The following is a 14471-nucleotide window of genomic DNA, read 5'->3' on the forward strand; positions in this document are numbered from 1 at the left end:
AAAACAACTAATAGAATAAAATAATTTTATATTTTTAAACTACTTTTTAGACACCTTTTTGAGTTCATTTATACTGCTCACTTTTATCCAGAATTAGGTGCTCACTTTATCCAGAATATCCACTTTGACATTATAAACAAACAAAATCTTGTAAAAAAATATCAAAATTCACACTAATTCAATTACACCTAAAACAAGTCTTTTTTGCTATTAAGGATAAAAAGTTAAATACTAATAAATTCTCGTTTTACTAATTTTAAAACTCTCTGGAATAGTTTTAATTTTTCTTTTGGGCTTATATATAGTCTTTAATAAAATCAAATGATAAAGCATTGCCTCATATTTATTGTTATACATCAAAACACCTTTTTCCCATGACAATTTACCATAGGCACCCTCAATTACATGAAAATCAAAATACGCATTTATCAACTTCTTTTCATGTTGCCGTTTTACAACATGGGTCATACTTTCAACTTCACTTTTAATTTCTGAATAATGTAATTCATTTGCAAAATCTATAAAACTAAAATTAGTTTCGTCAAAGCAATAATGTTTCTGATCTGAAAATATTTTTTTATAGTCTTTACTATTGGTAAAGAGAAGCCTCATTTGGCTATTATTTCTAAACAATAAAAAATATCCTGTCAAATAATCATCTCTGACAGCTATCAAATCATGACTACCCAGAATATCTTCCGTCATAAACTTTCTAATATCACCAAATATAATATCTAAGTCTCCATGACCCCAAAAATCATATTCTTCAATTAATTCTGAAAATAGAAGTCCATATGCAGGTTTGAAATCACATAACTTATAACCTGACATAATATTAGTTTTAAACCCTAATTTACTTGTAGCAATTTCGTTTATTTCGTCAAGCGTTTTGTAGATGAAATAAATATTTTCGGAAACTTTCTTACTATAAGATTGGTCATCTGTAATAATAAAAAAGTGAACATCCAAGTTATATTTACAAGAATGGACAAAATAATCAAAATACCATGGTAGTTTTCCGATATAACAAATTATCATGGCAATACTAGTTTTCTTTTTCATTAGGAATATTAATTTAAATAATACTTAATTATCAGTTCAAGAATAGACTCTTTTCCTATTTTCAATAAGTATAAAACTACGATCAGAGCGAAAACAACTAAAACGTTAATTAGAACGGCATTTTTTATAAGAAAAAATTTATTTTTATCTAACTTTTCTTTTGCTTGTAAATCACTCATATTTTATCAAGGTTTAATTGATTTTTAACCAAATTATAATACGTTCCCTTTTGTTTTAATAAACTCCTATGATTTCCTATTTCCATAATTTCTCCTTCTTTCAGAACAACGATTTGATCTGCATGCTTGACAGTGCTTAACCTATGTGCAATAATCAACACCGTCTTATTCTTAAAAAAATCTCCGAGATGATCATGTATTATTTTTTCATTTTCCGTGTCCAACGCACTTGTTGCCTCATCAAAAAACACATACTGTGGCTCTTTGTATACAGCTCTAGCCAATAAAATCCTCTGTCTTTGCCCTCCCGAAATACCATTACCAGTAGCTCCAATAATAGTTTTTTCTTTTAGCGGTAAAGATTCTATAAAATCACCAATATTGGCAATTTTAATTGCATTAGCTAGTTTTTCTTTATCAATATTAATGTCTTGAGTGGCAATGTTGCGTTCAATAGTATCTGCAAAAATATACCCATCTTGCATAACTACTCCACAATTTTTTCTCCAACTCAAGGGCGAAATTTGTGATAAATCATGTTGGTCAATTTTTATTGTTCCATTTGTTGGTTTATAAAAAAGCAATAATAACTTCATTAAAGTAGTTTTACCCCCACCACTTGCCCCGACAATAGCAGTAGTTTTACCGGCTGGAATATTAAAGTTTATATTTTTCAAAACCAAAGGTGAATGTGGCCCTTCAAATTGGAAATTTAAATTTCTAATATTTATCCCACCTTTGCCTTTTTGTCCACTTTTGAATTTTATTCTCCTTTGCCCTTTCTCTTCTTCCTCTTTGTGGTTTTGTACCTCAGTTAAACGCAGCATACTTAATTGTGCATCTTGTAATGACCGAAAGAAGACAATCAACTGATTTACTGGCGAGTTCATTTGCCCTATTATATAGGATATACCTAGCATACTTCCCAAAGTAATATTACCAATAATAACTTCTCTAGCTGCCAGATAAGTAACAATAATATTCTTTAATTGATTAATAAAATCAAAACCAGTAAGCTGTAACTGATCGAGTTTTAAGATTTTTAAATTGACATCAAAAACTTCTATCTGTACTTTCTCCCACTCATTAATTTTATAGTTCTCAAAATTATTTAATTTAATTTCCTGGATGCCATGAATCATTTCATTAACTGCCTGCTGATTAAGAGCATTTGATTTGAATCTAAAATAATCAAGTCGTTCTCTATTTTTCAAAAAAATCCGAGACCAAAAAACTGCTAATAAAGTTAATGTAACATAAACTATTAAAATTTTATAATCATAACGTAAAAGAACGATAAAGAAAATCAAAAAATTAATTAGTGAAAAAAAGGTTGTTAAACTTTGCGAAGTCAAAAAGTGCTCAATTCTTGAATGATCTTGAATTCTCTGATAAAAATCACCTAAAAATTTAGTATCAAAGAAATGCAACGGTAGCTTCATTATTTTCTTAAAAAAATCAGAAATAATAGCGATATTGATTCTTGCACCAATATATATAACAAGCCAATTTCTAACTATTTCAATAATTACCGATCCTGCAAATAAAAATATTTGAGCTAAAAGTATGATAAATACAATATCTAAACTTTTTTGATTTACACCCTTATCTATTAACGATGCTGTTAAAAAGGGAAATACCAAAGTCATGGCGCTTCCAAGTGCTAAACTAAAAAATAGCTGTAGAAGTTCCTTTCTATATGGATTTAAGTATGTTAAAAGATATTTTATTTGATATTTTTCTTTTTCTTTTGGTTCCATTTTATAAAACTTCTCCGTTGGATAAACCAAAAAAGCAACTCCTTCATCTGCATTATTATTCCAACACTGTAAAAAAGCTTTCTCAGAGATATTAATATATCCTTTTGCTGGGTCAGCAATTTGAAAAATTCTCTTATTGCTGAAAAATTTTTTCCTTATACCATATAAGACAACAAAATGTGCATTATTCCAAAAAACAATACAAGGAAAAGGATTTTCATCTAGCAACTTAGAGAGTGTTATTTTTACCCCCATTGATTCTAAACCAATATTTTCCGCAGCTTCATTTAGACCACTGAGACTCACACCCTCTCGTGTTAGAAAAGAAACATCTCGCAAGTATTGCAATGAATGCGATTTTCCATAAAACTTCGAAATCATTGCTAGGCATGCCGGACCACAATCCATAGCATCATGTTGCGCTACAAAAGGAAAAAAATTAAAAAAAGTCATAAATTACTTGATAATCGCATTATCTTCCCATAAAGTAGTTACTGGATTGTAACTACACTTTGAAGGCTTACTATATAGATCATTTGAATCTTCGATAAATGCACGACAGTCTGTACAATTATATCGAAATTCACATATTTTGCAAACAGAAATCTGGTCCTTGTTTATATCCCAAAACTTTGTAAAAACATTATTATTTACAACTGATTTTATAGAAGTCTCTTCAATATTTCCATACATATTTTTCATCGAAGGACAATTTTTTATGTTTCCATTTTTATCAATAGTAATCTTTTTATCCAAGCAGCCATTTTTAGTTTTTAGCTTATTATGAAGGTGAAAACTAGTAAAATTCAAATTTTCGTGATTAATAATACCACAGCAGTTACCACTATCAAAAGGATAATCTAGATATATCATTTCACCTAAACTGATAGGATAGTGCCCTTCTACTTCGTTAATTACTTCATATTTAGAAATTATAGGCGCACCATAGATAACCATTCTACTTATTAAAGAATGCTCTTCAATAAATTTATGTAACAATTCTCTAGTAGTTTCTTCATTATAACTGCAATGAATTTCGAGATAATTGCAATTAGTACCACTGATAAGTAACATAATTTCATTAAAAAACTTATTACTAAAATCAGACAACAATCTAATTTGAAAATCTTGACAATGCAAACTAGTTAGATCTTCACATAAAGCAATAAAATTATTTTTGTTAAATAAATTCTCATCTACTTCTATTATCACATCCTGCAACAATACAAAATTCTCATCAACCTCTTCACTGATTTTTGGATATCTGTCTGCATTTTTAACCAAAAATGCTAGTTCATTCTCTATAATAAATGACAGAAATTCTTCGAAACAAATTATAGATTCTTCATCTTCTAAACTCTCAACTATTTTTTTAATTTGGTTTCTGTCTATTATATCTACTAATTCATGATACTCATGAGATATGAAGTATAAATTTCCTCTTGAATAATCGATTATGACACTTCTTTTATATCCTCTGACTATCTTACAGGAAGATGATAATATAAAATATAACTCATTTCTCATTTAAAACAAATATTTTATGATTGATTGTTTTGGAAATTTCCCTTTTTGGATATCTTGCTGTTATTATACTGCTTTGTGAGAAATTATCAAAATGAAAGTTTTTTCTTTCCTCTTCCCAAGACGTCAATTCATTATAAAAAATACGACGTAAAAACAATGGCGTATTTTTTAATTCACTTACTGTTAAGTTAATTTCTGATGTTCCCATTTATTAAATAATTTGCTATTTTTCTGTCTAAGTTATAATTACATGGGATTGATGTCATGGCATACTGTCCCACAGGATTAATTTCTAAAAATATATACTCTCCATTTTTATCAAGTATTAAATCTGCGGAGCCACAGTTTAATTTCAACTCCCTAAAAATATTTTCCAACTTTGCTTCTACTTCAAAAGGCAATTTATAAGGTTCATTCCTATTATTACTGTACTTGCGAAAATCAATTGATGTTTGTTTATCAGATTGCGAAAAAATTGCCATTGAGAAAAAACTACCGTCAATATAGAAAGTTCTGATTTCTAATTCCTTTTCGATAAGACTTGTTATTAAAGAAGGAAAAAATGTAACATTACCATTTCTTTCATAAAAACTATCCTCTAGTAATTCTGTATAAGTATAAAATCTATAGTTTTCGCTTTCCCATTTTACTCCATTTGAAATTGCTTTAGTTACCGAAGGTCCTAAAGTTTTTTTTGTTTCAAAAAGTTGATTTCCGCTTACAACCAATTCATAATCAGGTACTTTTAAATTATTACTCCTAGCAATATCCAATACTAGCAGTCGATTAAGATTAAATTGTGGCCTTCCTAAATTTATTACCGTACTATTATATATAGAATTAAAAATATATTCTTTTAAACTAAGATATTCATCATAGAAATAATCGACTTTTTTCTCTCTCAAAAAAGCTAGCTTTTCCTGATCAATATTATATTCTTTATTCCCATTGAAAAATTGGTGTTCCGCCAAACCTGCTCTCCTCCACCAGCATGATGTGACTTTACTTAAATTAATAGTTTTATTTGTTATGGTATTTTTAAAATATATTGACCCATCACTTATTCTTTCAAATTTATGTGTAGAATCATCTGCATTTATTCTAACTACTTCATATCCCATCGAAGTAAGTAATTGAACTACAGAAGTACTGGAAAAATCATATTTAATTGTAAAGATTAATATCATATAAGTTATAAAAAATATTAAAAATAGTTAGGGCAGATCTGCCCTAACTATAAAAGAATTAATCATTGTCACTTGCACCTGTATCATGATCAGATCCAGAGCAACTTGTATGAGTTCCAGAACAATCTGATTGACCAGATCCAGCCTTAATTGCTGTCATTTCAGCAATAGACATTTTTTGCATTGAAAATTTAGTAAGTTTCATAACTTTTTGTTTTTAGTGTTAATACTTTGTCTTCTTTTCTTGGGCTTTATACCTCTTCCCAACTATATTTAGCTAATTATAATCATACATTTATTTACCACCTCTATATTTATCTCTATTTTTAGTATCTCTATATATTTCATTTACATTTTTATTTCCAAAAGTGTAATTTGTCGAGAAATAAAAACCCTTATTATGATTATCATTATTAAGAGAGTAGCTAAAAGTATCGTATAGTTTCTCAGACCGTCCAATATTTTGTCTAAAAATATCAGTAATATATAAATTGAATACCAAATTATTATTGAGTAACATTTGTTTAAAATTAATAGTAAAATAAGCTTGATTTTTAGTAATAAAATCACTGTATTGTGCTTTGGATGGCAGATAATTAGTATAACTCAATTCTAACAAACTAGACTTGTTTTTATTAAGTTGGATAGAATTTCTTAAAGAAAAACTACCTCCTAAACCTTTTATTTCCTGCACTCCTCTCTGGGAATTGAGGTCAGCATAATACCCATTTGCATTTATATTCAAAGAGTTCCATTTAAAAACATCCCATCTATAACTACCAATTAATCCTATTTTTTTTTGAACGAAATTGTTCTCAGGATGTACAACATATGAATCATCTGTATTAACAATAGTTAGATAACTAATTCCATCTGTAATATAATTAGCGTATGTTATAAAATTTAAATTATTGTGCATTGTGCAACTCAACTCTAAACTATGAGTGTATGAAGGTAATAATTCTGGATTTCCAGATAGATAATTAAAAGCATTACTGTAATATCTAAAGGGATTTAAATCATAAAAACTTGGTCTATCTAATCTTTTCGAATAGGAAAGAGAAAAAGCATAATTATCATTAGGGCTATAGCTTACAAATAATGTAGGAAACAATTTGGTGTAATTATTTCTGTTTGCAGTTAATAATGTAGATGAATAACCTCCAATTTCTGTACTTTCTAACCTTAACCCCATTTTTGAGGACCATCGATTGTTCCACTCATTTTGAATTGATAAATACCCTGACTTTGTTTTTTCATTATATTTAAATAAATTACTTCTTTTAGGATCTATTATATTTAACTGATTATAATAAGCAATAGATGTATTATTGCTAATGTTTGCATAAGCACCACCAGTTTCAATTTTCCCAAACTTAAATGGTAATTCAAAATCTAATAATACTCCATTAACCTTATAGCGATTAGCTCCAATATTCGAGAATACAATATTTTGCGTTAATAAATTTGTTGTTAACTCAGCATTATTATAAGAATCTGATAGATTTTTATTATACGAATAATTATAAGTTAGACTCATTTTTTTTCCCAAACTATCAATACTATAATCTGCATAGAGAGCAATTGCACTACTATTGCTGTTATTATAGCCAGTGTCTTTTGAATACATCAATGAATCAAGCTTTTGTAATACTTTATTATAATATTGAGAAGTTCCAAGGGAATTTACTTGATTGTCTCCTTTGACAAAATCTAGTGTTGTCCCAATACTAATTTTAGAACTAATTTTATATTGCAGAACAGTATTAATAGACTTATTTCTAGAATTAAAATCGGGGGCATTTTCTACTGTAGTTGTAGTTTTTTCAAAATCATAAATTTCACGTCGAATATTAGTACCTGACGTATTACTATTATTTATATTTAAGGAAGCATCAAGTTTTTTTATTTTATAATTTAAATTAACACCTTGATCTGTAGAAACCTTTTCAAATTGAACTCCCATACCCGTATTAGCACTACCTTGTAATCCAAAATTTTCATCCTTTTTTAAAATTATATTTATCATACCGCCATTGCCTTCAGCACTATATTTTGAAGGAGGATTGGGTATTATTTCTACTTTTGAAATTTGTTCCACTCTTAAACCACGTATTTTATTCTTTAATGCTTCGTCAGAAAGATTTTGTATTCTTCCATCAATTAAAAATTTAACACTACCACTTTTACCAATTATTTTAACTGCATCATTCTCTACATTTAGTCTCGGCACTCTTCTTAAAGCATCCGCTAAATTTGAACCTTTGTTAAAAACGTCGTTAGAGATATTATAGACCACTCGATCTACCTTAGTTTCAAAGAGTTTCTTTTTACTTCTTATTATTACTTCCGATAATTGATTATCACTAAGAGTAACCATTATAGATCCTACTTCTAGATCACCCGTTAAATTAAATTTCTCTTTCCATAAAACATTACCCAACCGTTTTACTAGGAAAAGATATTCACCTCTGTTAATAAACACAGTAAATTCACCATTACTCTTGCTTAGTTCACTTTTCACCAATGTTGAATCACTATTTAACATCAGAATCTCCATTAATTCTAATGTTTTTCCATTTTGATCAACAATTTTACCACTTACTTTTACCTGTGCGAATAAAAAAAGTGGAAAAATGAACAGTACAATTATACTTAAGAGAACCTGTTTATTCATTAAATATTATATTTATTTTTATCACTAATTCAACTCAACATTTTGTAATACTAATAATTAAAATTTGTTAACAATACAAATAACACTAACATATAATTTATTAATACTAATAATACAAAAAAAAACTCTGAAAAAATATACATTTTTAATTTGTAAATAAAAATCTACTAAAGTTTTGTGATTTCAAATGTATGTAATTGCAAGTCTTCTACGACAAAAAAAAAAAAATGCTAAAAATAATAAAAAACAAATAGCTTCTTAAATCACTTAATAATAGAATTTTATATGATTTTTTTTTTGCAAAAAAACTCATTTGATGTAGTAATGATGTAGTGGTTGCATGGTCATTATAAAATTCGGATATGAATCGGATCCCTTTAATTCAAATCGAAAAAGAAAATTGAATGTAAAATCAATAGCTGTAAGGGTCTAAAAGAAAAATTTCAAGTATAAAAAATTATTTATTGTCAGAAAATAAAATCAAAGGTACAACTAGAATAAATATTTATATCTTAATAAGTCTAAAAAGAAAAGCAAATTTATCCTCTTTTAGACATTAAGCATTTTTATAAAACTATCTATCCCTAAACTCATTAGATTTTGAATAACTCTCTTTACTAAAAAAATCAGAATAAATCCACATGTTTTATTTTTATAAAAATAATCGTACTTTTTTATACATGAAGTAAATTTGCTTAACAAATTCCTATATTTATCATTGAATCAAATCAATTTGATAATCTTTTGACTATTCTAATTAATCTTTCACTTAAATAGTAGGAAGCTTTAGTTTATACACATTTAATATTTGGCTCGTTTTATATCTAACTTAATTAAAATAATCCTTTTCTTTCGCGGACTTCAACCTATCTTTTCTTATTTAGCGATTATAGTCAAAAGAAAATATTTTGCTCGAATTTCCCCTTATTTACTTTCTGCTGTCTTTACATAAGCTTTTCCCATAAGCTTTTTAGTTTTTTCATCACTATTAGCATACATATACTCCCAAGCTTTTCTTTTCCTATCATTTTGAATTTGTTGCATTTCAATTTCTTTGTTATTATCGTTATAATGTATTCCCCATTTGTAAAGATTGCTTAGGGCTACCATTATAGCAAACCATAAAAACCACCTTCCAAAAACAATTTTATAAAACAGTTTTGCATCCTGTTCAGGAAATAACAAAATCTGGAATTTCCTAACGATACTGTTTGGTTGCCTGCCAATCATATATTTTATGTCTAGAAAACCTTTTTGAAGAATAGCCTCAATTTGCTTTATATCCAATTGTTCTGAAACATTTTTTTCTATTCTATGTTCCTTTTTAAACACATCGATTTTATTCTCTACGTTCTTAACTGCAGTAATAAGCGCCTCAATATGCTGATTGTTTGTTTTCTGTTCCAGTGTAAATTCCTCCAGTACTAATTGTAATGTCTCTCTTTCTATATGACCTTTGTCTGCATTTGAATTTGTTTCCATATTTTTTATTTTTTAACATCATCTCCTTAATGCTGATTTCTTCTTTTTCTTTTGAGGCACTATCTGTAATGCAGGATCGATATAATCCGGCTCATATTCAGAATTGATTAATTGTCCTATAGCTCCTAAAACCTCTTTAACAACTATTTCTCCTGGTCTATCTAAACTATAGCTTTGCTTTTCTTTGTTTGGTTTTTCAGTGTTAAAAGATTTAGATATTGACTGACTATCTCTATCATAATTTTTTTCTTCACCAGCATTTTTCATGGCATACTGTTGTTTCTGATGTAATATCTTTTCAATTTTCATCAATGAAAAACCAACTTCGCTTCCTTTTATTTTTACTTTTTTATCATCTATAAAAGAAATCCCCCTGCCCTTAAGAACTTTATAACCCAACATCTGCATATGTCTTTCAAATTCTAAATAGGAACTGGCATACTTTAATGTCTGTTGAATATCTTCTTTAAGTTTTTCTTTTCTACTGTCATGGCGAGGCAACAACCTGTCTTTAGGAGAAAGAAATGCTCTTGGACTTAATACTTCTTGAAGACCGTATTTCTTTTCAAGCCGTCGACAAAGTTCAGCCATCCGTTTATAGCTATTACTATCATTGGCAACCTTACCATCAAAGCCAACTCGATTGGATGCAATATGAATGTGTTGCTCTTTGGTATCCTTATGTAGCACACAAATGTATTGGTTGTCTGCTATACCGAACTCATTAGCGCATTCTCTCCCAATCTCTCTTAATTGTTCTTTGGTCAATACATCTTCTGGAGCTAGACGTAAGGTGAGATGCAACATTGGTTTTTCAACACGCCTGCTTAATTTCCTAACATCCTTAAACTGCTGTGTAAGCTCATACTTGTTGCCGAAGCATTTATTGTATTCCAATACTTCTGCACGACCTTTATGTTGCAAATGGTCTTGCAATTCAAGCGCAAGTTTTTTCTCTTCAGACAATTCTCTTTTATCTTCCAAACAGTAACTGATGCAATGGTAAAACGAGTTTCCTATACTTACATGACCTATCATGACATAAAATTTTTAATTTGGACGGCAAGATCTTTAACCTGACCTGACTGTACTTTTAATTCTGCTCGTTCAAGCGGACTTAATTCATCGTTGCTGTTTCTCTTTTTAGCTATTTGATTCAGGTTGGCTGCCATGTGATTGAGTACTCCGGTAAAACTTAAAATCTCTTTTGGAAGAGCTTTATTTCTGTAATCAATCTTTGCAGTAAGTCCAATTTCACGAAGGTATTCAGACACGGTAAGATTCGATTTTTTAGCTTTGGCTTCAATTATTTTACGCTCGTAGAGCGTACATTTAATTGCCATCAATTGGTCTCTTTTTACTTCCTTTTTGGGTCTTCCCCCTCCATTTTTTTTAGTTTCATTCTGTTCTTCCATAGTCTCTTATCATTTATTTTTTGAATGCGACAGCATGAAAAAAATTCTCTCAACGAATGCGATAGCATGAGGGGAGCCAGCGTTTTGGTTTTACCAAAACATAGCTGGCTACCACTCGAACGTCATATAGACCTCCTAAAACTATGACCTTGTTTAACTTGCTGTCGCTGGTTTAACCATTCGTTTAAATCTTTCTTTTGCTCATATAAAAAACTTTGGTCGATATATATTGTAGAATCTCTTTGTAGGGCTTCATGAGTACATTTTACACCTCCGGAATCTCTGTCTAAATAGAGATCAACTCTTTCGTGTTTTTCCATCAACTGTAGTGACTTGTTAAAAAAGGATAGTGAATTAAGTACCAGAAAATTTGTTTGCAGGTTAACCGATTTTTCATTCATCATTTTATAAGAGAGGTAATCAAAAAAGCCTTCAAAAACGACTACTGTTTTTGCTTGGTTATCTATGTAAGTGATATCTTTAGGTGAGCTGCTACCTTTAAAATTTTCATTACGCAATTCATATCCTCCTGAAATATTCTGAAATCCAATAGCAGTATACTTTCGATTATTTAAACAAAAATCAACCTCTTTGCAATGGTATCTTGCTATCTCTTGTGAAATGCTTCGGTTATGTAAATAAGTCATCAGAAATTTATTTTCTAATGTGCGTACATCAACAATGACAATTTTATCAATGAGATTATCTTTCTTCTTATCTGCAATTCTTTGGCTTGAAGAATGTAGATTCTCATTCTTATGTGATAAACTTGCCTCGGAGGAAATACTACTGCCATTCAAAAGCTGTAAAAATTCAGAAACTGTACATCTAAAATATTCAATCCCAAAATCAACTACATTTCCTCCCTTCCCTAATCCATGGTCATACCATAAATTTAATTTTTGATTCACTTTAAAAGAGGGTGTATTTTCATTTCGAAATGGCGATAGAAACCAATAATCCTGATTTTTTATTTTTGATGGCTCATGTCCTAATGTTTCAAGATAATTGACTAAATCAATTTGATTCGCAATTTTACAATTGAACTTTTCCATAACTATTATTTTTAAGTAAACCTTCTATTTGATTTGTATAAGTCTGTTCATTTGCTGATGAAAAAAAAATTTTTTTTGATGTTTTGATGCAAATCCGATATAAACCACTGATTCTATTAATATTTTACTGCATCAGTATCTACATCAATGCATCACTTTATTTTTGTCATGCATCAGTTTTGCATCAAAAAAGTTTTTTTTTAGTTTGATGCAAGTTTTGATGCGGATGTGTTTAGCTCAGTTACAAGACTTTATACTAATTTTGCATCAAAGCATCAAATATTTTATAAAAAAAAATCTTTTTAATGGTATAAAAACGTCCTCTTCGATCTACTTTTACAAATTCACCATGCGACAATAATTCAACTCCACAATAAGACTTCGTATTATCTTCAGGTGTAAAGCCCCATCGTTTCAGAATATTTCTTATTTCATTAGCAGAAATATCCATTCTGTTATTTTGCTTTCTCAGTAGAATAAAAATATCATTAGGAGCTAATCTCAACTCATCCTCTTCAATTTTCTCAAAACATTCATGAATCAATTCAAGCATCAGTATTTCTTCTTTATTTCGATTTACAAGCTTTAACAAAGAGGCAGTCATAATCTGTTCCGGTTTAAACCACATTCTCGTTTTTTGTTGAGAAAAATAATTTCTCATTTGGAGGTACTTTAAGAAATAAGGAATTTCTTTGTTCAGTTTTTTAAGAAAGAAAACATCTTCTGTATTTATAGTACGAATTTTACGAATCCAAAAACGGATTTCCTCTTCGTCTATTTGGATAAAATTATCTTCATTATTAGAACAAAGAATAAATTTTGCAAAGAATTCAATTTCTTGTCGATCCTTTCCTTTTGCTTCTACTTTATCTTTGTCAGTCGTAGAAAGGTATTTTAAACGTTCTGTAATTTCTTTTTTATCAAAAAAGACTTCATCAATGGCTACAAGTAACATACTCGCCCAATCTGAATTAAACTGCGAACCAAATGAATCGCCTTTTATGTAAGTCATATTCATTCCAAAAATAGCTTTTAACCACTTTATAAAAGAGCTTTTTCCTGTCGATCGCTCTTTACTTACTAAACAAAGAATTGGCAATGTTTGTGTAGGTTTTTCATATAAAAGTTTTATGTAGTCTAAGCCTAATTGTGCTTGATCGCCAAAAATATGTTGAATAAATTGCAATGAATTAGGAATCAATTTTTATAGTTCATCTAACGGAAAATCCTTGACGATGGGTTGGTTAGGGAGTTCATGATAGGTATTATAGAAATCATCTACAATTTGCTCGTAACCAAAATGATTAGGAATACAGCAAAATCCATCTAATTTAAGTATGTTATTCAAAAATGATTTTCCATGATCCGAAATGACTGTTTCACGATTCCACCGAACCATTACTTTTACTTTATCGCCAGATATTAAAGGTTTATCAATAATTTTGAAATAGGAAGTCCCTACTCTGATATAAGGAATATCTAAGTCCATAAGATTCAAATTATAATCCTTACAATCTTGTCATAAGAATTTGATTAAAAAATAAAGGATTTTTATGCGTTCATTTTACGGAAGTTGAACGTCTTATTTTTTCCACAAAGTAGCATTTGTGCTCTCAAGATCTTCAGTAGTACTAATGACCTCTCCATTTAAATAATCAAGAAGATCCGCTTTTCTAAAATAGATTTTCTTTTGACCTTTTTTCTTGGAATATCTAATCTTTCTTTGGTGGGTAAGCTGATAAATGTATTTGACCTCTATAGATAAAAACTCGGCAGCTTCTTCAGAGGAATAAACATCTTTACTATTTAAAGATAGTTTCATTAATGCCTTTTTAATAAACGCATCTTGTTTCTTAGCTAGTTCCAGTACGATCAATTCCAATCGATCAATTTTGGAAGTAAAATTACTTGCATCCATGTTTCTAATTTTTAAATTATGAAACAAGTTTACGAAGGTTTGGCTATGTAAAAAATCGTGTAAAAACTATTTACATATTTAAAATCATTAATGTCCGATAAAAAATAAAACCAAAAGAATTTATTTCTTATATGTCTCATTGTCAGTGTTTTAATTTTTTATTATTGTATTTTTTTAAAAACAGGTTATAAAATAAATGATAGTTGTTC

At 29.0% G+C, this 14471-nt stretch carries 14 protein-coding genes; all 14 read right to left on the bottom strand.

Annotated elements, in window-relative coordinates:
* Nucleotides 1-231: 231 nt before the first annotated feature.
* Complete coding sequence (locus KHA90_RS24275; RefSeq protein ID WP_213307968.1) at nucleotides 232-1062, bottom strand: DUF6625 family protein; 831 nt, start codon at nucleotides 1060-1062, stop codon at nucleotides 232-234.
* 175 nt (nucleotides 1063-1237) lie between these two features.
* Complete coding sequence (locus tag KHA90_RS24280) at nucleotides 1238-3454, bottom strand: peptidase domain-containing ABC transporter (protein ID WP_213307970.1); 2217 nt, start codon at nucleotides 3452-3454, stop codon at nucleotides 1238-1240.
* A gap of 3 nt (nucleotides 3455-3457) precedes the next feature.
* Nucleotides 3458-4528, bottom strand: coding sequence for a grasp-with-spasm system SPASM domain peptide maturase (gene gwsS, locus KHA90_RS24285; RefSeq protein WP_213307972.1), 1071 nt, complete (start codon nucleotides 4526-4528; stop codon nucleotides 3458-3460).
* Nucleotides 4518-4736 (bottom strand): hypothetical protein, encoded by a 219-nt coding sequence (locus KHA90_RS24290; RefSeq protein ID WP_213307974.1) that lies wholly within the window; start codon nucleotides 4734-4736, stop codon nucleotides 4518-4520. Before KHA90_RS24290 ends, gwsS begins: the two co-directional genes overlap by 11 nt.
* Nucleotides 4717-5715 (bottom strand): grasp-with-spasm system ATP-grasp peptide maturase, encoded by a 999-nt coding sequence (gwsG, locus tag KHA90_RS24295; RefSeq protein ID WP_213307976.1) that lies wholly within the window; start codon nucleotides 5713-5715, stop codon nucleotides 4717-4719. Before gwsG ends, KHA90_RS24290 begins: the two co-directional genes overlap by 20 nt.
* A 58-nt stretch (nucleotides 5716-5773) precedes the next feature.
* The gene (locus tag KHA90_RS24300; RefSeq protein WP_213307978.1) at nucleotides 5774-5920 is read right to left on the bottom strand and encodes a hypothetical protein; all 147 of its coding nucleotides are present in this window, start codon (nucleotides 5918-5920) and stop codon (nucleotides 5774-5776) included.
* 90 nt (nucleotides 5921-6010) lie between these two features.
* The gene (locus KHA90_RS24305; RefSeq protein ID WP_213307980.1) at nucleotides 6011-8392 is read right to left on the bottom strand and encodes a TonB-dependent receptor domain-containing protein; all 2382 of its coding nucleotides are present in this window, start codon (nucleotides 8390-8392) and stop codon (nucleotides 6011-6013) included.
* A gap of 924 nt (nucleotides 8393-9316) precedes the next feature.
* Entirely contained in the window at nucleotides 9317-9874 is a 558-nt protein-coding gene (locus tag KHA90_RS24310) for a hypothetical protein (RefSeq protein ID WP_213307981.1), read from the bottom strand.
* A gap of 18 nt (nucleotides 9875-9892) precedes the next feature.
* Nucleotides 9893-10912, bottom strand: a complete 1020-nt coding sequence (locus KHA90_RS24315; protein WP_213307983.1) for a relaxase/mobilization nuclease domain-containing protein — start codon at nucleotides 10910-10912, stop codon at nucleotides 9893-9895.
* Entirely contained in the window at nucleotides 10909-11289 is a 381-nt protein-coding gene (locus KHA90_RS24320) for a plasmid mobilization protein (protein WP_213307985.1), read from the bottom strand. Before KHA90_RS24320 ends, KHA90_RS24315 begins: the two co-directional genes overlap by 4 nt.
* 122 nt (nucleotides 11290-11411) lie before the next feature.
* Nucleotides 11412-12344, bottom strand: coding sequence for a toprim domain-containing protein (locus KHA90_RS24325; RefSeq protein WP_213307987.1), 933 nt, complete (start codon nucleotides 12342-12344; stop codon nucleotides 11412-11414).
* A 256-nt stretch (nucleotides 12345-12600) separates the two neighbouring features.
* Nucleotides 12601-13545, bottom strand: a complete 945-nt coding sequence (locus KHA90_RS24330; protein ID WP_449536190.1) for a primase-helicase family protein — start codon at nucleotides 13543-13545, stop codon at nucleotides 12601-12603.
* 3 nt (nucleotides 13546-13548) lie between these two features.
* On the bottom strand, nucleotides 13549-13833 hold the full coding sequence (locus KHA90_RS25955) for a hypothetical protein (protein WP_449536191.1): 285 nt from the start codon (nucleotides 13831-13833) through the stop codon (nucleotides 13549-13551).
* 93 nt (nucleotides 13834-13926) lie between these two features.
* Entirely contained in the window at nucleotides 13927-14262 is a 336-nt protein-coding gene (locus KHA90_RS24335) for a helix-turn-helix domain-containing protein (RefSeq protein ID WP_213307989.1), read from the bottom strand.
* Nucleotides 14263-14471 lie beyond the last annotated feature (209 nt).

It is taken from the genome of Flavobacterium psychroterrae (genome assembly GCF_018380615.1).
GTDB lineage: Bacteria > Bacteroidota > Bacteroidia > Flavobacteriales > Flavobacteriaceae > Flavobacterium > Flavobacterium psychroterrae.

Excerpts from the sequence above, each read along its gene's own strand:
- KHA90_RS24275 (WP_213307968.1), bottom strand. The coding sequence starts at position 1,062 with ATGAAAAAGAAAACTAGTATTGCCATGATAATTTGTTATATCGGAAAA.
- KHA90_RS24280 (WP_213307970.1), bottom strand. The coding sequence starts at position 3,454 with ATGACTTTTTTTAATTTTTTTCCTTTTGTAGCGCAACATGATGCTATG.
- gwsS (WP_213307972.1), bottom strand. The coding sequence starts at position 4,528 with ATGAGAAATGAGTTATATTTTATATTATCATCTTCCTGTAAGATAGTC.
- KHA90_RS24290 (WP_213307974.1), bottom strand. The coding sequence starts at position 4,736 with ATGGGAACATCAGAAATTAACTTAACAGTAAGTGAATTAAAAAATACG.
- gwsG (WP_213307976.1), bottom strand. The coding sequence starts at position 5,715 with ATGATATTAATCTTTACAATTAAATATGATTTTTCCAGTACTTCTGTA.
- KHA90_RS24300 (WP_213307978.1), bottom strand. The coding sequence starts at position 5,920 with ATGAAACTTACTAAATTTTCAATGCAAAAAATGTCTATTGCTGAAATG.
- KHA90_RS24305 (WP_213307980.1), bottom strand. The coding sequence starts at position 8,392 with ATGAATAAACAGGTTCTCTTAAGTATAATTGTACTGTTCATTTTTCCA.
- KHA90_RS24310 (WP_213307981.1), bottom strand. The coding sequence starts at position 9,874 with ATGGAAACAAATTCAAATGCAGACAAAGGTCATATAGAAAGAGAGACA.
- KHA90_RS24315 (WP_213307983.1), bottom strand. The coding sequence starts at position 10,912 with ATGATAGGTCATGTAAGTATAGGAAACTCGTTTTACCATTGCATCAGT.
- KHA90_RS24320 (WP_213307985.1), bottom strand. The coding sequence starts at position 11,289 with ATGGAAGAACAGAATGAAACTAAAAAAAATGGAGGGGGAAGACCCAAA.
- KHA90_RS24325 (WP_213307987.1), bottom strand. The coding sequence starts at position 12,344 with ATGGAAAAGTTCAATTGTAAAATTGCGAATCAAATTGATTTAGTCAAT.
- KHA90_RS25955 (WP_449536191.1), bottom strand. The coding sequence starts at position 13,833 with ATGGACTTAGATATTCCTTATATCAGAGTAGGGACTTCCTATTTCAAA.
- KHA90_RS24335 (WP_213307989.1), bottom strand. The coding sequence starts at position 14,262 with ATGGATGCAAGTAATTTTACTTCCAAAATTGATCGATTGGAATTGATC.